The 26,336-nt window shown below is 63.6% G+C and carries 20 protein-coding genes and 1 tRNA gene; 7 read left to right on the plus strand and 14 right to left on the minus strand.

Annotated features, from left to right (window positions below; all coding sequences use genetic code 11):
- Nucleotide 1: 1 nt before the first annotated feature.
- From xerD to ffh, 6 genes are all read right to left on the minus strand, one after another.
- Nucleotides 2-889, minus strand: a complete 888-nt coding sequence (gene xerD / locus BTW07_RS00815) for a site-specific tyrosine recombinase XerD (RefSeq protein ID WP_075568244.1) — start codon at nucleotides 887-889, stop codon at nucleotides 2-4.
- A 154-nt stretch (nucleotides 890-1,043) separates the two neighbouring features.
- Entirely contained in the window at nucleotides 1,044-1,400 is a 357-nt protein-coding gene (gene rplS, locus BTW07_RS00820) for a 50S ribosomal protein L19 (protein WP_075568245.1), read from the minus strand.
- A 149-nt stretch (nucleotides 1,401-1,549) separates the two neighbouring features.
- Entirely contained in the window at nucleotides 1,550-2,329 is a 780-nt protein-coding gene (gene trmD / locus BTW07_RS00825; RefSeq protein ID WP_075568415.1) for a tRNA (guanosine(37)-N1)-methyltransferase TrmD, read from the minus strand.
- A gap of 82 nt (nucleotides 2,330-2,411) precedes the next feature.
- Entirely contained in the window at nucleotides 2,412-3,011 is a 600-nt protein-coding gene (rimM, locus tag BTW07_RS00830; protein ID WP_075568246.1) for a ribosome maturation factor RimM, read from the minus strand.
- 11 nt (nucleotides 3,012-3,022) lie between these two features.
- Nucleotides 3,023-3,274: a 30S ribosomal protein S16 gene (gene rpsP / locus BTW07_RS00835; RefSeq protein ID WP_075568247.1), complete on the minus strand. Its 252-nt coding sequence runs from the start codon at nucleotides 3,272-3,274 to the stop codon at nucleotides 3,023-3,025.
- 138 nt (nucleotides 3,275-3,412) lie between these two features.
- Nucleotides 3,413-4,837 carry a signal recognition particle protein gene (ffh, locus tag BTW07_RS00840; RefSeq protein WP_075568248.1) on the minus strand — a complete coding sequence of 475 codons (1,425 nt, stop codon included), beginning with the start codon at nucleotides 4,835-4,837 and terminating at the stop codon, nucleotides 3,413-3,415.
- A gap of 294 nt (nucleotides 4,838-5,131) precedes the next feature.
- Here ffh and BTW07_RS00845 point away from each other — a divergent pair, with 294 nt between their 5' ends.
- Both BTW07_RS00845 and BTW07_RS00850 read left to right on the plus strand, forming a co-directional pair.
- Nucleotides 5,132-5,935 carry a cytochrome C assembly family protein gene (locus BTW07_RS00845; protein WP_075568249.1) on the plus strand — a complete coding sequence of 268 codons (804 nt, stop codon included), beginning with the start codon at nucleotides 5,132-5,134 and terminating at the stop codon, nucleotides 5,933-5,935.
- Nucleotides 5,936-6,038: 103 nt separating this feature from the next.
- The gene (locus tag BTW07_RS00850; protein ID WP_075568250.1) at nucleotides 6,039-7,322 is read left to right on the plus strand and encodes an HlyC/CorC family transporter; all 1,284 of its coding nucleotides are present in this window, start codon (nucleotides 6,039-6,041) and stop codon (nucleotides 7,320-7,322) included.
- An 81-nt stretch (nucleotides 7,323-7,403) separates the two neighbouring features.
- On the opposite strand, the gene BTW07_RS00855 is transcribed toward BTW07_RS00850, so the two are convergent.
- The gene (locus BTW07_RS00855; RefSeq protein WP_075568251.1) at nucleotides 7,404-9,305 is read right to left on the minus strand and encodes an MFS transporter; all 1,902 of its coding nucleotides are present in this window, start codon (nucleotides 9,303-9,305) and stop codon (nucleotides 7,404-7,406) included.
- On the minus strand, nucleotides 9,302-9,916 hold the full coding sequence (locus BTW07_RS00860; protein WP_075568252.1) for a TetR/AcrR family transcriptional regulator: 615 nt from the start codon (nucleotides 9,914-9,916) through the stop codon (nucleotides 9,302-9,304). The genes BTW07_RS00855 and BTW07_RS00860 overlap by 4 nt, the downstream gene beginning before the upstream one ends.
- 287 nt (nucleotides 9,917-10,203) lie before the next feature.
- Here BTW07_RS00860 and BTW07_RS00865 point away from each other — a divergent pair, with 287 nt between their 5' ends.
- Nucleotides 10,204-10,878 (plus strand): SOS response-associated peptidase, encoded by a 675-nt coding sequence (locus tag BTW07_RS00865; RefSeq protein WP_075568253.1) that lies wholly within the window; start codon nucleotides 10,204-10,206, stop codon nucleotides 10,876-10,878.
- Nucleotides 10,879-10,996: 118 nt separating this feature from the next.
- A complete protein-coding gene (locus tag BTW07_RS00870; RefSeq protein WP_244158282.1) occupies nucleotides 10,997-13,936 on the plus strand; it encodes an insulinase family protein in 2,940 nt (979 codons plus the stop codon).
- A 100-nt stretch (nucleotides 13,937-14,036) separates the two neighbouring features.
- On the opposite strand, the gene BTW07_RS00875 is transcribed toward BTW07_RS00870, so the two are convergent.
- The 5 genes from BTW07_RS00875 to minC form a co-directional block, all read right to left on the minus strand.
- Nucleotides 14,037-17,348 carry an autotransporter outer membrane beta-barrel domain-containing protein gene (locus BTW07_RS00875; RefSeq protein WP_075568254.1) on the minus strand — a complete coding sequence of 1,104 codons (3,312 nt, stop codon included), beginning with the start codon at nucleotides 17,346-17,348 and terminating at the stop codon, nucleotides 14,037-14,039.
- Between the two features lie 116 nt (nucleotides 17,349-17,464).
- Nucleotides 17,465-18,958 (minus strand): exodeoxyribonuclease I, encoded by a 1,494-nt coding sequence (gene sbcB / locus BTW07_RS00880; RefSeq protein WP_232823677.1) that lies wholly within the window; start codon nucleotides 18,956-18,958, stop codon nucleotides 17,465-17,467.
- 132 nt (nucleotides 18,959-19,090) lie between these two features.
- Nucleotides 19,091-19,360, minus strand: coding sequence for a cell division topological specificity factor MinE (minE, locus tag BTW07_RS00885; protein WP_075568255.1), 270 nt, complete (start codon nucleotides 19,358-19,360; stop codon nucleotides 19,091-19,093).
- Nucleotides 19,357-20,178 carry a septum site-determining protein MinD gene (gene minD, locus BTW07_RS00890; RefSeq protein ID WP_075568256.1) on the minus strand — a complete coding sequence of 274 codons (822 nt, stop codon included), beginning with the start codon at nucleotides 20,176-20,178 and terminating at the stop codon, nucleotides 19,357-19,359. Before minD ends, minE begins: the two co-directional genes overlap by 4 nt.
- Before the next feature lie 46 nt (nucleotides 20,179-20,224).
- Entirely contained in the window at nucleotides 20,225-20,965 is a 741-nt protein-coding gene (gene minC, locus BTW07_RS00895) for a septum site-determining protein MinC (RefSeq protein ID WP_075568257.1), read from the minus strand.
- 312 nt (nucleotides 20,966-21,277) lie between these two features.
- Here minC and BTW07_RS00900 point away from each other — a divergent pair, with 312 nt between their 5' ends.
- Together BTW07_RS00900 and BTW07_RS00905 are read left to right on the plus strand one after the other, a co-directional pair.
- Complete coding sequence (locus BTW07_RS00900; RefSeq protein WP_075568258.1) at nucleotides 21,278-24,046, plus strand: DUF349 domain-containing protein; 2,769 nt, start codon at nucleotides 21,278-21,280, stop codon at nucleotides 24,044-24,046.
- Between the two features lie 28 nt (nucleotides 24,047-24,074).
- Nucleotides 24,075-24,151: transfer RNA gene (locus BTW07_RS00905), tRNA-Met, on the plus strand.
- Nucleotides 24,152-24,438: 287 nt separating this feature from the next.
- Here the strand turns inward: BTW07_RS00905 and BTW07_RS00910 are convergent.
- A complete protein-coding gene (locus tag BTW07_RS00910) occupies nucleotides 24,439-25,245 on the minus strand; it encodes a DUF3750 domain-containing protein (RefSeq protein ID WP_075568259.1) in 807 nt (268 codons plus the stop codon).
- 104 nt (nucleotides 25,246-25,349) lie between these two features.
- On the opposite strand from BTW07_RS00910, the gene BTW07_RS00915 reads away from it, so the two are divergent.
- Nucleotides 25,350-26,285 carry a tetratricopeptide repeat protein gene (locus tag BTW07_RS00915; RefSeq protein WP_075568260.1) on the plus strand — a complete coding sequence of 312 codons (936 nt, stop codon included), beginning with the start codon at nucleotides 25,350-25,352 and terminating at the stop codon, nucleotides 26,283-26,285.
- Nucleotides 26,286-26,336 lie beyond the last annotated feature (51 nt).

Below are 26,336 nucleotides of genomic sequence, written 5' to 3' on the forward strand. Positions count from 1 at the left end.
TTCAACCTCTTGGATGGTGTTGAGCGTGTAGCGCTTCCAGACGCGCCTGGGCCACGTGGGTGTAGATCTGCGTGGTCGACAGATCGCTGTGACCGAGCAGCAACTGTACGACACGCAAATTGGCTCCATGATTCAATAAATGCGTCGCAAAGGCGTGACGGAGGGTATGCGGCGACAGCGGCTTGTCGATGGCGGCGAGCTGGGCATAGTGCTTGAGTCGATACCAGAAGGTCTGGCGGGTCATGAAACCATCATGGCGCCCAGGAAACAGCGGCGGCTGGCGGATATCCTGCATCAGTTCGCTGCGCCCTTGGCGGAGATAGCGCTCGACCCAGGCCATCGCCTCTTCGCCCAGCGGCACGAGCCGCTCCTTGTCGCCCTTGCCGCGGATCAGCACGACACCCTGGCGCAGGTTGACCGCGGCCACCGTCAACCCCACCAGCTCTGAGACGCGCAGCCCGCAGGCGTAGAGCACCTCCAGCATGGCCCGGTCGCGCAGGCCCAGCGCCGTCTCCACGTCCGGTGCCATCAGCAGCCGGTCGACATCGTGCTCCTCGAGCGTCGACGGCAAACCCGGCTGTACCCGCGGCGCCTGAATCTCGACCAGCGGGTCGTAGCTCATCAGGCTCTCCGCCAACGCCCACCGGTAGAACCGTCGCAGGCAGGAGAGCTGTCGCGCGATGGAACGTGGGTGGTAGCGTTCGCGACACGTCTCGACGAAGTCGATCAGGGTGGCGTCGCCGGGCGCCAGCAGACGCTCGTCCTGCGCCTCGAGATAGACGATCCACGCCGTCAGGTCCCGGCGATAGGCGCTCAACGTGTGCTCGCTGACACCCCGCTCCAGCCACAGCGCATCGAGAAAGGCATCGCGTCGATCGTGATCGTTCATGCGGCTCCGAAGCGGAAATTGGCAGGTGAAACAAGGAGCCCCATCATAACGCGGAAACCCCGCGAGCCGAATGACTCGCGGGGTTTCCGTAGCTCCTGCCGGGCACGCTCCAGAGCGATGAACGGGAGCGCGTGAATCAGCGGCGTGCGCTGAATCAGCCCAGCTTTTCCTTGATACGAGCAGACTTGCCGCTGCGCTCGCGAAGGTAGTAGAGCTTGGCCTGACGCACGTCACCGCGACGCTTGACCTCGATACCGGCCACCAGCGGGCTGTAAGTCTGGAAGGTACGCTCGACGCCGACACCGTGAGAGATCTTGCGCACGGTGAAAGCGGAGTTCAGACCGCGGTTACGCTTGCCGATGACAACGCCTTCGAAAGCCTGGAGACGTTCACGGCTACCTTCCACGACCTTGACCTGGACGATGATGGTATCGCCAGGCGCGAACGCCGGGATTTCCTTGCCCATCTGCTCGTCTTCGAGCGCCTGGATCACTTTGCTCTTGCTACTCATGTCTTGCTCCTGATTGAAGAAACATCCCTGGGGGACATTTCGTGATCCCGGCGCCCGTCCGACAGACGGTCGGGGCGGAATCGGACTCGTGGATGACGCATGTCGACGATTCATCCGTTCGAAATTCACGCATTCGAAGATCGATCGCCTCATGCACCGCCGTCACGAAAAACCGCTTCCTTCGCGACGTGTTCATCGATGAATTCGTCGAGCAGCTTGCGCTGTTCACGATCCAACGTTCGGCTCTGCAACAGATCCGGACGCCTGAGCCAGGTGCGCCCGAGAGATTGCTTCAGTCGCCAGCGACGAATCAGCTCGTGATTGCCGCTGAGCAGGACGTCCGGCACCCGGTGGCCGTCGATGACCTCGGGCCGCGTATAGTGCGGACAATCCAGCAGGCCGTCGGCAAACGAGTCTTCGCTGGCCGAAGACTGATGACCCAACACGCCCGGCACTTCTCGCGCCAGTGCATCGATCAACACCATGGCCGGTAGCTCGCCACCGCTGAGCACGTAATCGCCGATCGACCACTCTTCATCGATATCGGCCTCGACCACGCGCTCGTCGATACCTTCGTAACGCCCCGCCACGACGATCAGGCCATCCCGCGATGCCAGCTCGCGAGCCCCGGCCTGATCCAGCCTGCGTCCCTGGGGCGAGAGATAGATCACGCTGGGCCGATGCCCGGCGGCTTCCGCGCCGGCCCGCGCTTCGACCAGGGCTCCACGCAGGGTGTCGACTTTCATCAACATGCCGGGGCCACCGCCGTAAGGTCGATCATCGACCGTACGATGTCTGTCCGTGGCATAGTCCCGGGGATTCCAGAACGCCACTTCCAGTAGTCCACGCTCCACGGCGCGACCGGTGACGCCATGCCGGGTAATGGCCTCGAACATCTCCGGAAACAGGGAGACGACACCAATCCACACGGTACGCTTCTCCTGTCCGTCGCCGACGATCGCTCTCTCGCTGAGCTCTGCTACCGGCATCCACCCGCCAGCGTACAGAGTGTCAGAAGGCAGGATCCCAATCGACGATCATGGATTGCCCGACCAGATCGACCTGAACGATGACATCGTCAGGCAGGAACGGCAGCAACCGTTCGCGATCATCGAGACTGCCCTCGGCGGGCTTGATCACCAGCACATCGTTGGCACCGGTCTCGAACAGATGATCGACTCGCCCCAGCTTGACGCCGTCGCGGGTCTCGACCTGCAAGCCTTCCAACTGATACCAGTAGTACTCGCCGCTATCCAGTTCGGGCAGCGCCGTCTTTTCCATCAACACGTCAGCGCCGGCCCACTGCTCGGCCAGCTCTCGCGTATCGATACCTTCCAGTCGGACCACCAGACCTTTGCCTTGCGGCCGCGCCTCGAGCAGACGCCGCGACTCGCGCTGCCCCTGCCTCGAAAGCACCCATACCGGATAGTCGAAGATGCCTTCGCTCGGACTGGTATAGGAGTAGACCTTGAGCCAACCCTTCACGCCGTGCGGGCTAGTCAAACGCCCCAGCACCAGGTGCTGCGTCTCTTCACGCTGGATCGGTTCGTCCTTGCCGGATTCATTCGGCAAGGGTTCACCCGGCAGCGTTTCGTGAGCCGACTGCGGCATGATGATCGAACTCAGGCCTGGGCCTTGCGCGCTTCTTTGACCAGCTCGGCCACGCGCTCGGAAACCTGTGCACCCTGGGACTGCCAGTGGGTGACGCGTTCCAGATCGACACGCAGGCGCTCTTCCTGGCCGCGGGCGACCGGGTTGAAGAAGCCGACGCGCTCGATGAAGCGGCCATCGCGAGAAACGCGAGAATCGCTAACGGTCAGGTGATAGAAGGGACGCTTCTTGGCGCCACCACGTGCCAGACGAATGGTTACCATTGCGTTGATAATCCTTCGGTTAAGTTAATCGTTACGCCACGAAATCAAGTCTTCTCGAACACTTGCCCGAGACGAAGACGCAGCATTCTACGGAAAAGGCCGTGCCTTGGGAACCTTTTGTTGCGGTCAGCGAACGAATCAACGTCGGGGGAAACCGCCGCCGCCCATCCCGCCCATTCCGCCCATGCCACCGGGGCCGCCAGGACCACCCGGGCCTCCGCCACCCATCATGCCGGACATGCCGCGCATCATTTTCTGCATACCGCCCTTCTGGCCGGCCTTCTTCATCATCTTCTGCATCTGCTTGTGCTGCTTGAGCAGACGATTGAGATCCGGCACCTGCAAGCCCGCGCCCATGGCGATGCGGCGCTTGCGCGACCCGTTGATGATCTCGGGTTTGCGGCGCTCCTGCGGGGTCATCGAATTGATCAGCGACTCGAGCTTGCCGAACTCCTGCTCGGCGCCCTTGTTCTGGGCCATCTCCGCCATTTGCCCCATACCCGGCATCTTGGACATCAGCCCGCCCATACCGCCCATCTTCTTGAGCTGCTGGAGCTGATCGCGAAAATCCTCGAGATCGAAGCCCTGCCCCTTCTTGACCTTCTTGGCGAGTCGCTCGGCCTTGCCCTTGTCGACGTTGCGCTCGGCTTCCTCGATCAGCGACAGCATGTCGCCCATGCCGAGAATACGCGAGGCCACGCGATCGGGATGGAAAGGTTCCAGGGCGTCGACCTTCTCGCCCATCCCCATGAACTTGATCGGCTTGCCGGTAATGTGGCGTACCGAGAGCGCAGCACCACCGCGCGCATCACCATCGGCCTTGGTCAGGATCACCCCGGTCAGCGGCAACGCGTCATGGAAGGCCTTGGCGGTATTGGCAGCGTCCTGGCCGGTCATGGCATCGACGACGAACAGTGTCTCCTGCGGCTGAATCGCCTGATTCAGCGCCTGGATTTCCGCCATCATCGCCTCGTCCACCGCCAGCCGCCCGGCGGTATCGACGATCACCACGTCGTGGAACTGAATCCTGGCGTGCTTGATCGCGGCTTCGGCGATCGCCACCGGCTGCTGGGCACTGTTCGACGGAAAGAAGTCGACCTCGACCTCCTTCGCCAGCGTCTCGAGCTGATCGATCGCCGCCGGACGATAGACGTCGGCAGAAACCACCAGTACCTTCTTGTTTTCCCGCTCGCGCAGATACTTGGCCAACTTGGCGACGGACGTGGTCTTGCCCGCGCCCTGCAGACCGGCCATCAGCACCACGGCGGGTGACCCTCGAAGCGTCAGCGCCTCGTTGGCCTGACCCATGATCGCTTCCAGCTCCTGCTGGACGATCTTGACGAACTGCTGACCCGGGGAGAGGCTTTTGGAAACCTCCTGCCCCACGGCGCGTTCACGCACCCGCTCGACGAAATCCTTGACCACCGGCAGGGCAACGTCGGCCTCGAGCAAGGCCTTGCGCACCTCGCGCAGGGTATCCTTGATATTGTCTTCGGTCAGACGTGCCTGGCCGGTAATCGACTTGAGCGTCTGCGACAGGCGATTGGAGAGACTTTCGAACATGGAACGCTCCGGGCAACGATGCCTGGCGCCACCGATGCTCGAACTCAAGCTCGCGGCGCCGCTAGAAGGAATGTGGCCGGTATTATACGCATGGAAGCGGCCTGGCTCCATGCGGCCGGTCGCATCCCGTTACTTCGCCGTGCTTGGCCGCTGGAAGCCATGGCTGGGCGAGGTGGCAGCGATTGGGTATAGTAGCCGCGAAACGCGATTGCCTATCATCCAGCACATCTGCTTCTCGAACTCTTTTCATCGTCACGGCGGCCACCAGAAACCGCTAACGAGGCCAAACCACCGATGCCGGCGCTTCCTTTCGCCCTTGTCGCTATTGTCTGTTATCTCGCCGCCGGGCTATGGCAAAGCCTGAGCCTCGCCCGGCGCGTGACCGAACGCCCGAACTGGGTGCGCGGCGCCGGGCTGATCGCACTGCTCTGTCACACCCTCATCGTCGGGGTGGCGATCATCGGCCCGTACGGCCTGCACCTGGGCCTGACCCAGAGCGCGGCGCTGGTCGGCTGGCTGGTGGTGGCACTGCTGCTGCTGGCCAGCCTGTTCAAACCGGTCCTCAACGCGGGCGTCTGCGTCTTTCCGCTGGCCGCCGTCACCATCGTCGGCGTCGTCGGCATGCCCAGCCGAATGATCGAATCCGGCGTTTCGCCCGGACTCTATTTCCATATCCTGAGCTCGATCGCCGCGTTCTCCTTTCTCGCCATCGCCGCCGTTCAGGCAGCGCTGCTGGGTTTTCAGCATCATGCCCTCAAACGCCGCCACACCGGCGGCATCGTCCAGGTGCTGCCACCGCTGACCCGGATGGAACAGCTGCTGTTCGAACTGATCTGGTGCGGCATGCTGTTGCTGACCGTCGCTATCATCAGCGGCTTCGTGTTTCTGGATAATCTGTTCGCCCAGCACCTGGCCCACAAGACCATTCTGTCGCTATTGGCGTGGTTGATCTTTGCCGGACTGCTGGCGGGACACCATTATCTGGGCTGGCGCGGCCAGAAGGCGGTACGCTGGACGCTGGCCGGCGCCGGCGTGCTGGTACTGGCCTTCTTCGGCACCAAGTTCGTGCTCGAGTACATTTTCCACTACAACGCCTGACTCCTGTCAGCCGACAGCCGCGACGGATGCGGCTATCGGCGGCGTTGACAGGATTCGGTTAACGCCCTAAAACAACCTGACCACCCCTGAGGAATTCCCCGCCTTGAGCGATGACATACCCTTGGGCCTGATGCTGGGCCTGCTGTTCATTCTGGTCTGCCTGTCAGCATTCTTCTCAAGCTCCGAAACCGGCATGATGTCGATCAATCGCTACCGATTGAATCATCAGGCCAATGCCGGATCTCGCTCGGCCAGGCGTGTCGTCGAACTACTCAAGCGTCCCGACCGATTGCTGGGCGTGATACTGATCGGCAACAATCTGGTCAATAACCTCGCGGCTTCGATCGCCACCATCCTCGCCATCCATTTCTTCGGCGATGTCTCGGGGCCGGCGATCGCGACGCTGGTGCTGACGATCGTGGTGCTGATTTTCGGTGAAGTGACACCCAAGACCTACGCGGCCATCAAGCCCGATCGGATCGCGCTGCCGGCGTCGCTGGTCCTGGCGCCGTTGCTGAAGCTATTCTACCCCCTGGTCTGGCTGGTCAACGCCATCTCCAACAACCTGCTGCGGCTCATCGGCGTTCGCCACCTCAACGCGGGCGCCGACAGTCTGACCCGAGACGAGCTGCGCAGCGTGGTCCACGAAGCCGGATCGCTGATCCCCGGCCGTCACCAGGCGATGCTGCTGTCGATCCTCGATCTGGAAAACGTCACCGTCAACGACATCATGGTGCCGCGCCACGAAATCGTCGGCCTCGATCTCGACGACGACCTTGAGACGCTGCTCGCGCAGATTCGCCAGAGTCAGCACACCCGTCTGCCGATCTTCAAGGGCGACGTCAACAACATCATCGGCATCCTGCATCTACGCAACGCCTCGCGTTTTCTCTCCAAGCCGGATCTGCAGAAGGCGGCGATCGTGCAGGAAGCGCGCGAGCCCTACTTCATTCCGGAGTCGACGCCGCTGCATACGCAACTGCTCAACTTTCAGCAGCAGAAGCGCCGCATCGGCGTGGTCGTCGACGAGTACGGCGACGTGCAGGGGCTGGCGACGCTGGAAGACATTCTGGAAGAGATCGTGGGCGAGTTCACCACCGATGTCGCCGGCACCTACCGGGACATTCACCCGCAGACCGATGGCAGCTACGTGATCGAAGGCACGGCCAACATTCGCGAAGTCAACAAGGCGCTCGGCTGGCAACTGCCGACGGACGGCCCCAAGACCCTGAACGGCCTGATTCTCGAGGAGCTGGAGTCCTTTCCCGACGCCCAGGCCTGCCTGCAGATCGGCGCCAATCGGCTGGAGATTCTCGAGATCGGGGATAACCTGATCACCTCGGCACGCTGCTGGCAACAAGGCGTTCGACGCCGCAGCAGCGAGTAGACCGGCCGGTCTTCGAGACGACGGCCAGTCGCCGGCGCTGGCGACTGGCTGATCCGGAAAGTCGGCCGCGATGTCCGGCGGCTAGATCGGACCACCCAGCCTCGAGGCCAGACTCTGGTCCGCCGCCCGCTTGAGACCACGGACCCGCCGCTCCAGCGTCCGGCGCGGCGAGTGCCCTGCCGGGATCGGTTCACCGAAGACCAGCAGTACCCGAGCTCTCAATCGCCGCGGCCATTTGGTCAACGCCTTGCCGTCCTTGTTCGATGTCCACGATCCCCACAATCCCGACAGCGCCGCCGGCACTACCGGCACCGGATCGCGCGCCAGCACCAGATCGAGACCGCGACGGAAGGCCTGCACGTCGCCGTCCGGCGTCAACCGGCCTTCCGGGAAGATCATCACCACCTCACCATTGCGCAGGGCTCGGCTGACTTCCTCCAGGGCTCGCCGCACGCCGCCCGGGTCGCGCCGGTCGGAATCCACGGGAATCGCGCCGGCGATGCGGAAGAACCAGTTGACCCAAGGATTTTCGTAGATCGGCCGATCCATCATGAAGCGCAGCGGACGAGGACAGGCGCCGCCCAGCACCAGCGCATCCATGAAACTGACGTGATTGCAGACCACCAGTGCCGGGCCGGTCGCCGGCACATGCTGTCGACCGCGGCAGCGAAGCCGATAGAGCACTTGGATCAAGGCGAAGATCAACAGCCGCAGCGCCGGTCTCGGGTTGCGCATCAGCAGGGCGATGCCCACCAGCAGCGCCGACCACCCGAGGCAGGCGAACAGTACGAATAGCGACAGCTTCATCACGCTCAGCACCACGATCCCGAACACGGCGGACAGGATCATGAACAACGCGTTGAGGATATTGTTGGCAGCGACCATGCGGGCGCGCCGCTCATCGCGACTGGCCACTTGCATCAAGGTATAGAGCGGCACGCTGTAGAGACCGCCACCGAGCCCCACCAGCGCCAGCAGCGTGCTCATCTGCCAGAAACCGGTCATCGTCAGCAGTTCGCCAAGCGCCAGCTGTTCGCCGGCAAGGCCCGATTGCGAGGCCAGCTCGAGACCTGACACGCCGATCACCAGCGCCCCGATCGGCACCAGTCCGAGCTCCAGACGCCCTGCCGACAACCGCGAGCAGAGCAGCGCCCCAAGTCCGACGCCAACCGCGAAGGCCCCCAGCAGAAAGCTGACCGCGCCTTCGCTGCCGTGAACCACGTCACGTACCCAGGCGGGCAATTGGGTCAGGTAACAGGCCCCCAGAAACCAGAAGAAGCTGATCCCGATCAGAGCCGGCCGCACCCGCTTTTCGCCGAGACCGTCGCGCATCACGCGCCAGGTCCCGGAAAACGGTCGCCATGCCACGCGCCCGGCCACACTCGGCGGCGCGGCGGGAATCTTGAGGCTGACGACGACGCCGATCAGCGCAATGATGATCAGGCTCGCCGCAATCGTCGCTCGGCCCAGGGCGCCATCCAGCGATGCCAGCACGCCGGCCAGCAGCGTGCCCAGGAGTATCGAGACGAACGTGCCCAGATTGACCCAGGCGTTGCCCTTGACCAGCTCGGTGGCGGCCAGATGCTGGGGGAGAATGGCGTACTTAACCGGCCCGAACAGCGCCGACTGAGTCCCCATCATGAACAGCAATGCCAGCAGCAGGCCGAACAGTTCGAACCAGACCGCCACCGCCGCCGCGATCATCGTCACCAGCTCCAGCAACTTGAGCCGACGTACCAGACGCTGCTTGTCGAGATGGTCGGCGAGCGTACCGCCCCAGGCGGAAAACAGGAAGAAAGGCAGGATGAAAAGGCCCGCTGCCAGATTGTTGAGCAGTCCCGTGTCCCAGCCATATCGAGGCACGGCAACGAATGTCAGCAGCAGCAGCAGGATGTTCTTGAACAGATTGTCGTTGAACGCGCCCAGCGCCTGAGTCCAGAAGAACGGCGCAAAGCGGCGCTGGGTCAGAAACCCCGAGATCACGAGGCATCCGGTCGGTAGCTCAGCCCGTTCAGGGTCATCGTCAGCAATTGATCGAGCAATTCACCGACTTCCATCGGCTGCCCCTGCCAATAACCGAGACGATCGTTGAGCCCCAGTTGGACCAGACCGTGGACACTGCCCCATAGCGTTCTCGCCATGCGTCGAGCGCCGAGGTCGTCGAGGGCCGGCTGATGCGCCTTGAGGGCGCTCTCGACCCGCAGAAACAGGGCTTCGATGATATGACTCTGGCGCTCGTCCAGCTCACCTTCGTCGGCAAGCGGATATTCGAACAGCATCTGCCAACGGTGGGGTTCATGCTGGGCAAATTGCCAGTACGCCGTCGCCAGCGCCTTGAGCTGCGGCTCCGGATCGGCATCCTCGAGCCAGGAGACAGCAGCGCCCATACGATCGAGCGTCTCGATATTGACGTACTGCAGCAGGTTGCTGAAGCTGCCGTACAGCTTGAGCAGCGTGCTCGGTGCACAGCCCACATCGCGAGCCAGCGAGCGCAGCGACAGCGTGTGCACGGGATTGTCTCTCAGCCAGGCATTGCAGGCCGCCATGACCTGAGCATGGAGCGCCTCGGGGGCGTGCTGTCGCGGTCGAGCCATGAAATTCCTCGCTCGGAATAGTGTCGAATCGCTGCCGATGGTCCGGAGGCCGGAAAAATGTTGTTGTCGACTTAAAATCGAACAGCGTTTCCCAGCATATCGCCATACCGCATAAACGCAAGCGTCATGCGCATTAACGCTACGTTTTCGCGAGAGTTTTACGCCTGATGACCGTAGCTGGCCCAGGCGGAAGCTGGCTGGGCCATCCGCGCGATAACGCCTTGGCCCCGAGCCCACGGTGGCATAGGCTGTGACTCCTGCAGCCCGCACACCCACGAGGAGAAATCATGGCTGGTCGACTGCATGTCGACGACTGGACGCGCCATCCGCAACGTCCCGCATTTCGTGGCATCGATCCACCGGTGCTCGGCCCCAACCTGGCGCCTCGCCGATGGTTGTCGATGCTGCGCCGGGAGGCGAATGTCACCGTGCTGCGCGACGCGTTCTGGGGCCTCACCCCCACCTGGCTGAAAGTCCTCGATCAGGCGCCTCACTGCGCGCGCGCCGAGTCCCTCGACGAGCGCCCGATGTTCCGTGAAGCGATGGCGCAACGGCGCTGCCTGATTCCCGTGACCGGCATTTACGTCTGGCAGCCCGGGCTACGCGGCAAGCAGCCCTTCATGGTCACTCACACCGACCGTTCGCCGCTGTTGCTGGCCGGCATCTGGAGTCGCTACGCACCGGATACCGGCGAGTCACGCGACTCGTTTGCGCTGATCACGGTGCCCACCACGGAGGTCATCTCGCCGATGAGCGATCGCCTGCCCGCGGTCATCGCTTCGTCCCAGGCCGAAGAGTGGCTCTCTCAGGAGACCTCGCTGGCCTCGGCGCGCAACCTGATCGGCGTGGCGGATAGGGAACTGTTGGGCGCTTTTCCGGTATCAAGGCAGGTGAACGACCCGGCAAATCAGGCGTGGGCTTGCGGTTATCCGACCGGCCCCATGCGGGTGTGGAGTGCCTGAAAGGCCACCTCGCCACCTGCTTCGCTGTTGACGACCGGGTAGAGAGTTCACCGCCTGACCCTTGTTCATCGCCTGGCGTTGTCAGCCAATGAGTCGATCCATTACTGAGAGAGTCTGTATGCAGCAATTCCATCACCGAGCGTCATCGCACCGTGCGCGGCTCCCCGGCACCTCGGTAGCGCAGCGTTTTGGACTTCGCACCTGGTTCGCTGCCGGTTATCTGGCCCTAGGGCTTGCGCTGGTCGGCATCACGATGCCTGCAACCACCCTCGCCGCTGCCGATGCCGCCTCGGTGGATCGTGTTCAGCCGACCCAGAGTTCCGCAGCCCAGAGCGCTCTGGTTCAAAACGCCCTGATCCAGAGCCCTAATGACGACCGCCAGTATCGGGCCATCACGCTCGACAATGGTCTGCAGGCACTGCTGGTCAGCGATCCCGATGCCGACAAGGCCGCGGCGGCGATGGATGTCTCGGTGGGCAGCGACAACGATCCGGCCGACATGCCCGGGCTTGCACACTTTCTCGAGCACATGCTGTTTCTGGGAACCGAGGGATATCCCGATCCGGACGGTTATCAGCGCTTCATCAGCCAGAATGGCGGGTCCCACAACGCCTTTACCGCGGACCAGGACACCAATTTCTACTTCGATGTCGATCCCGGCGCCTTTCCCGACGCGCTCGATCGCTTCTCGCAGTTCTTCATCTCCCCCCAATTCAATCCCGATTACGTCGATCGCGAACGACATGCGGTCAACTCCGAGTATCAGGCGCGTCGTGACGACGACGGCCGTCGCATCAACGAAGCGCTGGGCAAGGCGCTCAACCCCGATCATCCGATCAATCATTTTTCCGTCGGCAGCCTGGAGACGCTCAATAGCGACAAACGTCCGCTGCGTCAGGCCTTGCTCGATTTCTATCACCAGCATTACGGTGCCAACGTGATGCACCTGGCCGTGTTGGCTCCGGAGCCGCTGGACACGATCGAACAGCAGGTGCGTCAGCGCTTCGATGCGGTGCCGGATCGCGACCTGAAAAAGCCGGTCGTCGATCAGCCGCTGGCGAGAGACGGTGACCTGCCGGCATCGCTGCGCATCAAGACCAACGAAGCCCGGCGCCAGCTGGAGTTCCTGTTCCCCGTCGACGACCCGATCCTCGAGTACGCCGACAAGCCCGACGATTATCTTGCCAACCTGCTGGGCCACGAAGGCGAAGGCAGCCTGCTGGCCGCCTTGCGCAAGGCCGGCTGGGCCGATGGCCTGTCCGCCGGCACGAGCCAGGGCGACGGTCAGCATGCGCTGTTCGATATCTCGATCAGTCTGACGCCGAAGGGCGAAAATCACCTCGACGACATCCAGGCAAGCCTGTTCGACCAGATTCGGCGCATCCGCGATCACGGCGTCGACGCCTGGCGCTACGACGAACAAGCCAAGCTGGCCGAACAGAGCTTCCGTTTCCAGCAGCGCAGCGAGCCGATCGATACCGTCAGCGGCATGGCAATGAGCCTGGCGCACTATCCGCTCAAGGACGTGCAGTACGCGCCCTACCGCATGGATCAATTCGACAAGGCGGCGATCGACGACATTCTCGACCGGCTGACACCGGGCAACCTGCTGCGGGTCTATAGCGGGCCGGATGTCTCGGGAGACGAAACCACACAGTACTTTGCGACGCCCTACACCTTGACGCGTCGCGACGACTGGCCCCGCGGAACGTCACTCGACGGACTGGCGCTTCCCGAGCCCAACCCCTACATCGCCGAGGACCTCAGCGTCCAGCCGTTCAATAGCGCCGAACCCGCGCGCCTCGTCGATTCACCCAGCGTCGAGATCTGGCACCAGGCCGACAGCGAATTCGGCGCCCCGCGCGTCGAGTGGCGCTTCAGCCTGCAGAACCCCGATGCCACGCAGGATGCCCGCCATGCGGTGCTGACACGACTGCTGGCCGGCTGGTTGAACGACGGCCTCAACGAGCGCTTCTATCCCGCTTCGCTGGCCGGCCAGGAGTTTGCGGCCTATGCCCACGGTCGCGGCATCACGCTCGCCTTTTCCGGATGGCGTGACCATCAGGACCGCTTGATGCAGACGGTCATCGAACAGTTGCAGCAAGGCGATATCACCGATGGCAGCATCGAGCGGGTCAAGCAGGGATTGGAGCGCAATTGGGAAAACGCGCCCCAGGATGCACTCTACCGGCAGATGCAGCGAACACTGGGCGAGGCCTTGATGCGCCCTCAGATCAGCACGCCCAATATGCTGGCAGCGATCGACGAGATCAGCGCCCAGGATGTGCGCGACTACCGCCGGCAGTTTCTCGGCAAGCTCTACGTACAAGCGATGGCGGTGGGCAACCTCGATGCCACGCTTGCCAAGCGCGAGGGGCTGTTGGTGGCCAACGCGCTGGCGCCCCAACTTCGCGCCGACGACATCCCGCCTTTGACCGTGCTCGACGTACCGCCGGACGCGCCGGCTCTGCATCCGGCGACGGCGCGAAACGACGCAGCCGTGCTGCGCTACCTTCAGGGGCCCGACCGCGCGCTGCAAAGCCAGGCCAGCCTGGCCGTGATCGGGCAACTGATCGGACCACCTTTCTTCGCCAAGCTGCGCACCGACGAGCAGCTGGGCTACATCGTCAGCGCCGGCTACGCACCGTTCATGGATGCCCCGGGGCTGATGATGCTGGTGCAGTCGCCAAGCGTCGCAAGCGACACCATCGAACAGCGCATGGACGCCTTCCTGAAGACCTTCGATCAGCGCATCGAGGCGTTGAGCGATGATGATCTGGCGCCCTATCGCCAGGCCGTGCGTCAGCAGCTGCTGCAGCGCGATCAGTCATTGTCGGCGCGGGCCGATCGACTGTGGCAGACGCTTGCCTACCCCGAGGCGGATTTCGATCGTCGCCAGCAGTTGGCCGCGCAGGTCGACAAGCTGACCGCCTCGGATATCCGCAGCGCCTGGCAGACCCTGCGCCACAGCCCGGCGCTCGACATCACCGCCGACCCGCGCGATCAACCCAGTGACGTCGATGCGCTGACCAGCGACTTCGAGCCTTTGACACAATAGGGCCCCGCATCGTCGCGGATCCGTCAACGCAAAACCCCAGCCGTCTGGCTGGGGTTTCGTCGTTAGCGCAGGCTCGGCGCGGTCGATTATCGGATAGTGCCTAGAAACGTATCTTCAGATTGGCGTCGACACTCTGGTCCCGTGCGTCGCTGGCCAGTCTGCCCGTATAGCCTACCCCCACCGAGGTTGCCGGCGAGATCGCCATGTCGATCCCGGTTTCGAGCGTGATGGCGTCCTCGCCCACCGGAACGGCATCGACCGAAAAGGTGTCCCCGACCCGGAATGCCTGGTCCGCCGTCGGTGTCCGCTCGCCAAAAGCGTGCTGCCAACCCACCGCCGCCTGCCAACCGGCGTTTACACTGCCGATCTCGAATGGCGTCGTCGACCGCAGCCCCAGCGTCGAAAAGGTAACGTCGGCGTCCCCATCCTGGCCATGCAGGCCCGCCTTTCCGCTCTCCTGATAGCCGTCGCTGTGCAGATCGACATAGGCGAGTCCGGCGTAGGGCTCCAGCCGAGTCCGGCCCGCCGTCAGAGAGATGCCGATCTCGCCGAACACTTGAGCGGTGCGAGCATCGTAGGAAGCCTTGGCCGTCTCGAAGTCCGCGACGTCGATCGAGCGGCGCGTGTCGACATCGTGCCAGGATTGCGCCGCACCCAGACGCAGACCCAACGGCCCGAAGGATCGGCCGGCGTAGGCGACCAGAGTGTAGCTGTCGATATCAGCGGACGAATCGCGACGGTCGACATCGTAGTCCGAGCGACCATAACCCGCGGCCATACCGAGTCGCCACGCATCACTTTCGCTGGCGCCCATCATCGTATCGACCCCCACGAAAAGCCCGTGTATCGAGCGCTCCAGCCCGGCAGCATTGTCATCGCCGTCACTCTCACCCCAGCCGCCAAACCCTTGCAGCCAGAACCCCGACCGGTCGCTGGACAGCCCTTCCATGGCCAATGAGGTGGCAATGGCGACATGAGGAGACTCCGCGTCGGCACGACGGATCCGCTCGAACACCGCCTCGCGCACGAACCGGCTCTCCTCGATCAGCCCGGTGCGCGTGCTGGCATGAATCTCGCCGGAAAGCGCGTCGTAATCGTGGCCAAGCTTCGCGGTATCGGTCGTGCTGATGATCAGGTCGTAGAGACCGTTGCCCGCGCCCAGACTCTCGATCCCGGCGGCCGCCGCACGCTGATTATCGCTCGCGGCAAGATCGGCGAAGCGGGTGTCGTTGCGCGTGACGTCGAGCACGACGGCATTGTTCCGATAATCCAGATCGAGATCGAAAAACGGTGAGTATGCTTCGGGATCGGTGTAGACGCCGCTGACGCCCTCGGTCGCGGTGACCAGGGTGTAGCTCGAGGCCGCATAAGCGGCATCCGATAGCGGCGTCACGACGAGCTCGCCAGCCAGCGCCGCCATGCCATCGACGCGGATTCGATCGGCGCGCCCGGCGCCATCGATCTCCGCCTGATAGGTCGAACCGGCGGTCTGCCGGTAATCGCCGGTCACGTTCAGCTGGCCGACGGAGTGGCCGGGCGAGATGGTGCCATTCACGGTCACCTCCCCCAGCGTGCCATTGCCTTCGAGCAGGCCCTCGGCCGCAACCGTCAGCGGGCCATCCAGCGTGCCGTCCAGATCGAGACGACTGCCGCTGGTGACGTCGATCCCATCCGCATAGCGCTGAATGCCGGTGATCCGCCAGTCACCGTTGATCGAGAGCGACTCGAAATCGTCGCCACCGGCAAATTTACCGTCACCGTCGAGCAGGACGCTATCGACGCCATCTCCACCATCGATACGACCATCGAACGCCCCGCCAGTCTCGACGACCAGCGTATCGTCACCATCACCCAGATCCAGCGCCAATCCGTTACCGCCGGCAATCCGCCCCGAGTTGACGACGGTGTCGTCGTAGTCGCCGACCAGCGAAATCCCGTAGCCATCGATGCCTTCGATGGTGCCGCGGTTGACGATCGTGGTCTCGCCATAGGCACCACCGCTGCTGCCATCGTCGATCAGAATGCCGTTGTCGGCGCCGCTGATCAGCGCACTCTCGCTGGCATTGACGATGGAGCCGCCGCCCATGGCGATACCTTCGCTCTGACTGGGCGTATCGCCCGGCTTCTGGCCCTTGGCTCCGGTTCCCCGGATCGTGCCGCGGTTGGTGATATCGCCAATGAAGTCGATATCCACGCCGTCGCCATCGCCCAGTTCGGAGTCGCTATCGATGTCGCCGCTGATCAAGCCCTCGTTGACGACCGTCCCATTGCCATCGGAACCGATACCCGAGCCGTTGCGACCCCGGATCGTCGCCCCGACCGCGTTGTAGACGGTCACGTCGACATCGGTCGTGATACCGTGGCGTGCGCCGGAGATCGTGCCACCGGCCAGATTGTTGACTGCCGCGGCATGGGCTTGAAGATCGACCGCGTCGTTGGAGGCATCGGGTTCGCTGCTGTTGGAGACGATGGTGCCGGTATTGTTGACCGTGGCGCCCTCTCCCGGGCGCAGGGCATCGGCATCTTCGGCCCGGATTTCGCCGCCGACGTAGTTATTGATCGTGACGGCGGTCTGCCCGGACTCGATGTGATCGAAATCGATCGCCTGACCGGCATCGTCGCCGGTGCCGGAAGAGAGAATCAGGCCGTGGTTGTCGACCGTGACGACGCCGTTGGCGCCCCGCTGGTCGTCATCGCCATCGATTCGCACGGCGTCGTCGATGGACTCGATGATCCCGGTACGATCGTTGGTCAGATGAAATTCGGAAAGGTTGGCGACATCGTCGACATTGATCGCCCGGTTGGCGGAGGCCGTCGACAGAATCCGGCCCGCGTTATCGATGGTGATCTTGCCGGCGCCCGGGCGAATCGCATCGTTGTCGTCGGCCTCGATCACGCCACTTTCGGCATTGGTGATCGTGACGACGGCCGTCGGCGATTCGATCGAGTCGAAATCCAGAACCTGACCGCCGATCGAGTGCAGGGTGCCTGCGTTATCGACGCTGATCTCGCCATCGGTGACGTCGGTGTCGTCCCGGAAGGCGTCGTCACCCGTTTCGATAACCGCGCCGGCGGCGTTGTACAGCGTCAGCGAGCGCTCGCTCTCGTCGCCATCGGTATCGATGCCCCGGCCCCGACTGAGAATCGAGCCGGCGTTGATGATGGTCACGCCGGGCGCGGGCGACGCCCCGGTCCACTCGACCGCGGTGTCCCCGGTTTCGAGCACGGCCCCGGCCTCGACGCTCAACGTATCCGTACCGGTCACGCTGCGAGGTGTCGCTTCGCTGTCACCACCAGCGATGGTATAGACGTCGGCAATGCTCAGCACCGGCACCAGTGCCGAGAACGCCGCCGCAGAAAACGACACCGCCATCAGCGCCACGCCGCGACGCCGTCTGATCTCGATCCCCATGAAGCTCCCCTGATCCATGCTTGTTGTTTGTCATCAAGGGAATGCAGGCTAGGCAGTGTGTGTGACAGCGCGATGACGCGCGACGATTGCACCCTGAATGTCGGGCACGAGACATCTCAGTAGGCGTCGAAGGCCTGCTCCGGCATGATCGATTCGACGTACATCACCAGTTCCTCGAGCACCTGGCGTTCACGATCCTCCAGCGGGGTCTGATTGAGGCGTTCGATCTCGCGGGCGAAATCCTTGAGCGTCATTCCGCCACTGTGGGCGTCGTTCATGCGCGTCCAGCGGAAGGCATCCCACTGCGCTTTCTCGTCGCTGCTGAGGGTATCGGGGTAGCTACGCGCCCGCATCCGGAACAGCATCTCCTCGAGCCGAGGATCCTGAAACGCGAAGCCGGTTTCGCCCAGATCATCCGGCGAGGTGGCATGCACGCGCTCCATCGCCTGGCGGTCGTGCGGCGAGAAAAAGCCGCCGGAGTAGAGCATCAGATCGGGATCCTGCGGCGGATCGGCGGGCGCATCGGCGAAGGCCAGAGCTGCCTTGCTGGCGGATTCCGGATTCTGCACCAGCGCTTGCCAGTGGCGCTCGCACAGCGGCCGGTCGAGCCCCAGGCGCTTGGCCACGGTCTCGTCTGCCGTGGCGATCGGCAGCAGCACCGGGCTACGATTGAGATGGACCACTTTCAACGGAATTCGCGTCTCGCCTTCGGCCAGCTCGCTGTCGCTGACGAAGATGCGCGCGCGAATCTCCTCGGGCGTCAGCGAGAACAGCGGCGCCGGGTCGACGGCGAGATCATAGACGATGATCCCGTTGGGATTCGAAGGGTGTGCGGCCAGCGGCACGACCAGCGCGCTGCAGCCCCGACTGGCGGGATAGCGCCGCGAGATGTGAAGCATCGGCTTGCGGGCCTCGACATCGAGCAGCCCGGCCACCCGGCGCTTCTGACGCAACGACAGCAGATAATCGAAGAACTTGGGGTTCTGCGCCCGCAGCAGCCGAGCCAGGCCGATCGTGGCACGCACGTCCGCCAGCGCATCGTGAGCGCCCTCGTGCTCGATACCATTGGCTGCGGTGAGATGCTCGAGCTTGAAGCTCGGCGCGCCATCCTCGCGCTTCGGCCATTCGATGCCCTCGGGACGCACGGCATAGAACGCGCGCACGGCATCGATCAGATCCCAGCGTGAATTGCCGTTCTGCCACTCTCTGGCGTAAGGATCGAAGAGATTGCGATAGAACAGGTGGCGGCTGACTTCGTCATCGAAGCGCAGGCTGTTGTAGCCCAGAGAACAGGTGCCGGGAACGCTCATTTCCGCCTGAATCCGCGCGGCGAATTCCACCTCGGGCACGCCACGGCGTAGCGCCGCCTGCGGCGTGATACCGGTGATCAGACAGGCTTGGGGGTTGGGCAGGTCGTCATCGGCCGGACGCGCGTATAGCGTCAGCGGCTCGCCGATTTCGTTGAAATCGGCATCGGTGCGAATCGCCGCGAACTGGGAGGCTCGGTGCCGTCGCGGATCGGCGCCGAAGGTTTCATAGTCGTGCCAGAGGAACGTCAGTTCTGCCTGGGGCTGGGCTTTTTTGCCATGGACCATTCCACTCTTGGCCATTCCGCTCTCCGCCTGCGCAAAAGGCCAAGCCTAGCATAGCCGGCAACACGACTCATGTGCCGCTGAGCGACTGACCGACCATCGACTCGCGAAGCATCTGTTCGCGAGCCCTGATCCGAGTCGTCGGCGACACTAACCCTTGACCGTTTCGCCTTCGTTGGGCAGCGTCACGTTGAGTTCGAGCACCGAGCAGTCGTTGTCGCTGTCCAGGCTGATATTGATAGCATCTTGGTCGACCTTGACGTAACGCCGAATGACCGCGAGCAACTCCTGCTCCAGCATTGGCATGTAGTCGGGCTGACCCCGATGTCCGCGTTGATGGGCAACGATGATCTGCAGCCGTTCCTTGGCAACGGATGCCGATTTCTTGCGTTCGCCCTTGAGAAAATCAAGTAGCCTCACCGGCGGCCTCCTCCTCCGAACATGCGTGCGATCAACCCGCGTTTCTGCACCGACTGGAAACGTAGCGGTACGTCCTCGCCCATCAGGCGTGACACGGTATCGGCGTAAGCCTGCCCGGCATCGCTCTTGTCGTCATGGATGACCGGCACCCCCTGGTTGGAGGCGCGCAGGACGGCTTCCGATTCGGGAATCAGGCCGACCAGATCGATCGCCAGAATCTCGCGAATGTCGTCCAGATTGAGCATGTCGCCGTCGTCGACCCGGTTCGGATTGTAGCGGGTGACCAGCAGATGCTCCTTGATCGGTTCGCGGTTCTGCTCGGCGCGGCGCGACTTGGAAGACAACAGCCCGAGAATGCGATCGGAATCTCGCACCGACGACACTTCCGGGTTGGTGACGACGACGGCCTCGTCCGCGAAGTAGAGCGCCAACTGGGCGCCGCGCTCGATACCGGCAGGAGAGTCGCAGATGATGTAGTCGAACTCTTCCGACAGATCCATCAGCACCTTCTCGACCCCTTCCAGCGTCAGCGCATCCTTGTCGCGGGTCTGGGAAGCCGGAAGGATGTGCAGATTCTCGGAGCGCTTGTCGCGAATCATGGCCTGCTTGAGCCCGGCCTCGCCCTGAATGACGTTGACCAGATCGTAGACGACCCGGCGTTCGCAACCCATGATCAGATCCAGGTTCCGCAGCCCCACATCGAAGTCGATGACCACGGTCTTGTTTCCGCGCAGCGCCAGCCCCGTGGCAATAGCCGCTGCGCTGGTCGTTTTACCGACGCCACCTTTACCGGATGTTACAACGATGATCTTGGCCAAGATGAACTTCCTGTTACCCGATAAATGTTGATCATTCTCGCGCCATTCAGTTCAGCGCCGAGATCCTTAGCTGGTCTTCCTTGAGCTGCACTTGTACCGAACAACCCAGAATCTTGGGGTCGATATCTTCCAGCCGCTTGTACGTTCCGGCCACGGAGAGCAGCTCGGCATGCAGGTCATGGCAGAAGATGCCGGCTTCACGGTCGCCGTGAATGCCGGCCAGCGCCCGCCCCCGCAACGACCCGTAGACGTGCACGCTACCCGCCGCCAGCACTTCGGCGCCGGGGTTGACGGCTCCGATGACGACCAGGTCGCCTTCCGAGGCGGAGATCTGCTGGCCAGAGCGCACCGTGCCACGATGAATACGCCCCCCGGCGTGGACCGACACCTCCGGCGGCGGTACCGGCAGCTCCGCTTCGACCGGCGCTTCGACGGGGCGGGGCTCGACCGCCCGCGGACGACTCTCCTGCGGCGGGAACCATCCCAGTCCCAGCGCCCACGCCGACTGCTTGACCGGATCCGAACCGCCGCGCACGGCCACCGGCAACAGCTTGTGCGCACGGCAGACAGCACAGATGCGCTCGAGCGCGAGATGTGGCTCATCGAGCTGTTCGACGCTCAACACCACCGGGGTATGCTGAAAGAAGGCTGGTGCCTGACTCACCTTGCCAGCCAACTGCGCGCGGATACGCTCGGGGTCGCCACTGGACAACTCCATGACTGTCATCGGCAGCATGCCGCCTTTGAATGTAAAGGCAGTATCTGCCCGATCCCTGTTGAGACTCATGACCGAACTCCGCAGCGGGGGAATGGGGTTACGCTAAGCGAGGGAGGGCGTCGCTGCAACCGATCATAAGGCTCCTCAGACCTTTTGTCAGGTGTCTCCACAGACCGACGCAGCTGACGATCCCGGACCGATGCATTCATTGGTCGCAGACCGCCGCATCCATCAATACCAGACTTCATCGCAGACCGACGTCCATCAATCGGGCTTTTACCGCCGGCCGTCAGATGGTTAGATAGACAGTTGCCGTCGGCGCCGCCAAGTTGCGAGGTCGACCTTTGCCAGCCTCGTCGTTTTCAGGATGCCACACCGGCCATGCCAGGACTCTTTCAACGTTTTTTCTCTCCCCGCTGGCGGCACAAGGATCCCGCTGTCCGCGCCCAAGCCGCCTCTCAGCTGAGCCCGGACGACCTCGACACGCTTCGACAGCTCGCCCAGGATGATTCGCCCGCGGTTCGTCAGGCAGCACTCGCTCGGGTGCAGGCGCTCGATCCGCTGTTTCAGTGGCACCGCCAGTCGCCCAGCGAAGAGTCGTTCCAGCGCCTCGTCGATCTCCTCGGCGGTCGCGTCTCGCCCAGTCCCGACCTCAATACCCGTCTCGCGAAGGTCGAGCAGCTCGAGGACATGGCGCTGGTCGATGCGCTGATCGTGCTCAGTGACAATCAATCCCTGCGTCTCGCCGCGCTGGCGCGCATCGACGATGAAAGTCGCCTGATTCATCACGCCAGTGAAAACGGCATTACCGCCGTGCGCCACGCCGCCGCGGAGCGAGTCGTCTCCGCCGAGGGGCTCGCGCTGTTGTCCAAGCAGGCGCGACGCGACAAGCAGGTGGCTCGCCTCGCCCGCGAACGTCTGGCACGGCTGCGCGCCGATGCCGAACAGCAGAGTCGTGAGGAGGGTGAGCGAGAGCAGCTTCTGGAGACGCTGGAGGCACAGGCCAACCGCCCCTGGGAACCGACGTTCGAGGCGCGCTTGAAGCACTGGATCAAGCGCTGGGACGCTCTCACCAGTAGCGTCGACGAGAGCCAGCATGCCCGCTTCGAGACCGCAGTGACACGCTGTCGCCAGCGCATCGCCGAGCACGACCATCAACACCGCGAACTCGAGCGCGTCAAGCGCGAGAAGTCCGAGGCACAAGCAACCCGCGACGGGATTCTCGAGGCGCTGGGTCAGGCACTGGCGATCGTCGGCGAATCCGAACGGCTGACGCCGGAAGTCATGCAGGCGCTGCAAGGCAAATGGCGGCTGCAGGAGGAGCGCTGGCAGGATGTCTCGGACCGTTACGGCGTCAGCGAGCCTTACCAGCAACGCTACGTCGCGCTCGATCAGCAGGCCCAATCCATCTGGCAGGCCTGGGAGCGGCTGCAGGCCGAAGCCCCCGCCCTGCGCGCGGGTCTGGAGAAGGGCGAACCGCTGCAGCCCGCTCTCGATCGGCTGGCCTGGCCAGACACGTTGCCGCCGACCGAGCTGGTACTCGACGCGCAGCGCCAGGCGACGGCCAGCCAGCGATATCTCGATGCCCAGGGCGCAGCCAAGGCCGAGAGTCAGTGGTCGCAAGAGGAGATCGGCGAACACCTCGACGCGCTGTCTCAGGAACTCGACCAGGGCCGCTATCGCCCCGCCTCGCAGCTACATCGCCGATTGCGTCAACATCTGGAGTCCAGCGGGCAGCCCCTCTCCTCGACTCACGAGCAGACCTACAAGCAGCAGTCCGCCCGACTGGCCGAACTGAAGGACTGGCGCGGCTTCGCTGCGGCGCCGAAGCGTGAAGCCCTGCTGGCGAACATCGAAGCGCTGGCCGAAGCCCGAGAGCAGCCGGATGCGGAGCGTCATCGCCGACATCAGCAGCTGATCCGCGACTGGCGCCAGCTCGGCGACGCCGCCGCGACCCGTGATCTGGCCCAGCGCTTTCGCACCGCCTCGGATGCCCTGCATGCACAGCTGGCGGAGTGGGAGGCCGAGCTCGAGTCGCGGGAACAGGATAACCTCGCGGTCCGCCAGGCGCTCTGCGAGCAGCTCGAGACGCTGCTGGCCCACCCTTCCGACGCAGCCGATCCGGACGGCCTGCGCAAGGTTCGCGATGCCGCCCAGGAGCAGTGGGATCAGCACTGGCCGGTGCCGCGGCGCCAGGCCGCCTCGACCGGCCGGCACTACGCGCGCCTGCGCCGCCAGCTGCAGTCGCTGATCGACGAGCGCGCCGGTGATGTCGCCAGCCGCAAACGCGACCTGGTCGAGCAGGCACGACAGCTGGCAGAAGATGCGGCGCCGGCCGGGCAGCGAGCCGAGCAGGCCAAAGCGTTGCAGCAACGCTGGCGAGAACTGGGTCGAGCGCCCAAGGGCATCGAACAGACTTTGTGGCGCCAGTTCCGCAGCCACTGCGACACCATTTTTGCCTCCCGCGACAGTGTCCGCGACGAGCAGCAGGCGAAACAGCAGCAGCGCTTCGACGATATGCAGGCGCTGATCGACCGACTGGACGCTTGGCAGCCCGAATCCGCCAGAGAGCGACATGTCCTCGACTCGGCGCTGGCAGAAGCGCAGCGTCTGGTGCCGCTGCCGCGCAGCCGACGCAGCGAAGGCATGGAGAAGCGCTGGCAAGGCATCGTCCACGCGCGGGAAGTCACGCTGGACCGGCTCTCCCTGATGGAAGAGGCGCGACAGTGGCCCGAATATCGCGAGTGGATGCGACCGGAAACAGCAGAGGCCGCAGAGACGACCCAGCTCGACAGCGAAATCCGCCAGGCGCTGGAAGCCCGCCACACCCAGCGCCAGACGCAGTCTCCGGAGCAGGCCGAGGAGCACCTCCAGCGCTGCCTGGTCCAGCTCGTGCTGCTCGCCGGCGACGCCATTCCTACGGCGCTGGAGCCGCTGCGCCTGGAAGTTCAGGTGGCACGACTCAACGATGGCCTGGGCCGCCCGCCCACGCCCCCGGAAGAATTGCATCAGACGCTGCTGCGCTTGTTGTCGATCGCTCCGGTCTCGGGCGAGTTGTGGGAGCGCTATGAATCCGCGTTCGATAACGTGATGGCACACCTGGGCCGCCCAGGACATCGTCATGAAGATGACGGTGTTGACATCGTCTAATCCATACGTATAATACGCCACAAGTTGATGCGGGGTGGAGCAGTCTGGTAGCTCGTCGGGCTCATAACCCGAAGGTCATCGGTTCAAATCCGGTCCCCGCTACCAAATTATTTAACCGGTGCCTTCCTCAGGCGCCGGTTTTTTTTGTTGCTACTTTTTGGTTTGGCAAATCTTTCTGCGATGCCCGACCGTCTCTACGAGCATCGCGCCGAGGCTTTGCCTCACCCACCTTTGCGCTGTCGTTCTATCGAATTTCTTCTCGAAGTCCTTCCTTCAAGACCTGTCATTCAACGCACTTGATGCGACGAGCCACCTCCAACGGGATTGTTCCGGACCGCCCGGCTATCCATCCGTCTGATGCCGGTTCATGATTGGAAGCGGAGAGTCACCGCCTAAGGCATGTCCTGCTCCACTGCCTTTTGTGACTGGCTGCCGGTCGGCTGCGCCATGCCGACCCGGCCGATACCGGGCAACTTGAGCGCCGGCGACTGCCAGTCGAACCCGACCGTCAGACCAAGCACATCGAGTTCGAAGCCCTCGTCCCAAGCCAGCATGACGCCGAACAGTCCACCGAGCGAAAGTTGATAGCCGGTCTGCGTCGGCGTCTGCGCCATGATCCGGCCCGGCAGATAATCCTTGCCGATGGCATTGGGCGGAAAATCGACCGACAGCTCCGGCACCTGTCGCACTACCCAGGCAACGAAGGTATTGCTGTTGGGGCCGGGCCAGATACGGTATCGATCGGGATCCGGGTAATCGGGCACGACACGCTCGATCTCGCGGATCGCCCGCGCCGCCTTGTCACCTCGGATCTCTGCCAGCAACGTCGGCGGGTTGCCGTACCATTGACGATCCGGCAACGCATAGCCGGTTTCCACCGTGGGCCGACGCCAGCTCAGCACCTGATAGACGCGGTAGCGACTGGCGCCCTCGGCCTTGGTCGCTATCCAGGTATGGACGCCGAATGCCCCGCGCCACTCGAAAGTGCGCGCCGCGTAGACCTGGACCACGGCCTCGCGCATCTCATCCGGGTCCGGCGCCAGGCCACTGGAAGAGCGGTCGGCACCCTGCCAGTTGGCATGCAGCGGCACCTGCTGCGAAGCCAGCATGTAGGCAGGCCCCAGCAATAGCGCGATGACCAGAACGGCGAACGCCAGCACGAGGGCCAGCGTGCGCCTGAGTATGCGAGACAATGGCATGAAATGGCGGATTCCAGAGCGTGAGTCGAACGCCGGGGTTGAATAGACGCACCGTTACCCGCATAACACTCAGCAATCTCGAATCGAACATCAAGGGTTTTTACATGGCTATCGTCGATCCCCGTACCGGACAGCCGCTGACCGGCCCGGAACAGAGCAATCCGAACGGCACCGGCAGTAGCGTTGCCCCGGAGGACGTCATTGTCGACGTCACGCTGGAAAACTTTCAGCAGGTCGTGCTCGAAGGCTCGATGCAGTACCCGGTGGTGTTGCAGAGCTGGGCCAACTCGAGCGAGTCGTGCAGGGGCCTGAAGCCGGTGCTGGAAAAACTCGCTCAGGAGTACGCCGGCGCGTTCGTGCTGGCCCGGCTCGATATCGAAGCCTTCCCGCAGATCGCGTCACAGCTTGGTGTGCGCTCGGTGCCGGACGTCAAGCTGATCTCTCAGGGTCAGCTCTATGATCATTTCCAGGGCGCGCTACCGGAGAAGCAGGTGCGCGAATGGCTGGGCAAGTACATCGAGGCGCCGGCCGATGCGTCCCAGAGCCCGGAGGAGATGGCCGAGTCGGCCTTGGCCGCCGGTGACACCGAAACTGCCGAGGCGATCTATCGGGAGCTGATCCAGCAGTACCCGGAACATCACGACTACCAGATCGATCTGGCCAGCGTGCGAGTGGCCGCCGGCCGCACCGACGACGCCAAGCAGATTCTCGACAACCTGCCGCCGGAACAGCGCGATGCCGCGAAGGCGCGCGGCGTACGTGCCCGCATCGAATTCGGCGAGGAAGCCTTGAGTCAGGCCGACATCGACGCCCTGGGCGAGCGCGACGATAGCGAAGCGCAGTATCAGCGCGCCATGCGCCAGATTGCCGACGGTCACTACGAAACCGGCCTCGAGGCGCTGCTGGCGGTGATGAAGCGTGATCGCGCCTACGGGGAAGACGCCGCACGCAAGACGCTGCTGCGCGTTTTCGACGCGCTGGGTGCCGAGCATCCGCTGACCGTGGTCTACCGCCGGCGTCTGTTTGCCCTGCTCTACTGATCGGCGCCGATTCGGGGGGAGTCAGGAACGCCCGGTCCGAGTGGAGTCTCG

The organism is Salinicola socius, assembly GCF_001937195.1.
Lineage (GTDB): Bacteria > Pseudomonadota > Gammaproteobacteria > Pseudomonadales > Halomonadaceae > Salinicola > Salinicola socius.